The sequence below is a fragment of the Haloferax sp. KTX1 genome (assembly GCF_902410085.1).
Lineage (GTDB): Archaea > Halobacteriota > Halobacteria > Halobacteriales > Haloferacaceae > Haloferax > Haloferax massiliensis.
The window spans coordinates 1-400 of record NZ_CABPRH010000314.1; the positions used below are offsets into that span (position 1 = coordinate 1).

A 400-nucleotide genomic window follows, 5' to 3' on the forward strand; every position below is an offset into this window, starting at 1 on the left:
GTGTATAGATACGCGCTGTGATGTATGCTATATGTATCAAATCCCGGCGGAGATGTATCTCAGCCGGAAGATTTTGGGGGCTCCGGATAGTGAGTACATAGTATGGGTGTTCTTGACACGGTCTCCGAGCTGTTCGGCTCCGGGGACCAGCACTACCGGTTCCGCTGTGACGACTGCGGGACCGAGTTCGCACAGCGCGTGGCGACAGTCGAGGACCTGACCTGTCCGGAGTGTGGCGCTGGGGCGGTGCGGCCGGCCGAAGCAGCGTGAGGTTGGGGTGCCACTAAGCCCCGAGTCAGCGGCCCAGATCGTAGAACTCGTCGTTCGGACGGATGTCGGCGAGCTGTGCCAGCCGGTTCGAGAGGTTGAAGAAGGCGGCGACGCTGCCGATGTCCCAGAT

Annotated in this window: 1 protein-coding gene and 1 pseudogene; one reads left to right on the plus strand and one right to left on the minus strand. The window is 61.2% G+C overall.

Annotated elements, in window-relative coordinates:
- Window positions 1–102: 102 nt before the first annotated feature.
- On the plus strand, window positions 103–270 hold the full coding sequence (locus tag FY251_RS21990; RefSeq protein WP_014039328.1) for a zinc ribbon domain-containing protein: 168 nt from the start codon (window positions 103–105) through the stop codon (window positions 268–270).
- A 25-nt stretch (window positions 271–295) separates the two neighbouring features.
- On the opposite strand, the pseudogene FY251_RS23285 reads toward FY251_RS21990, so the two are convergent.
- Window positions 296–400: pseudogene (locus FY251_RS23285) on the minus strand (alkylhydroperoxidase); the annotation flags it as partial.

What these genes read in the sequence shown, in the direction of transcription:
- FY251_RS21990 (WP_014039328.1), top strand. Translation starts at nt 103, where the DNA reads ATGGGTGTTCTTGACACGGTCTCCGAGCTGTTCGGCTCCGGGGACCAG.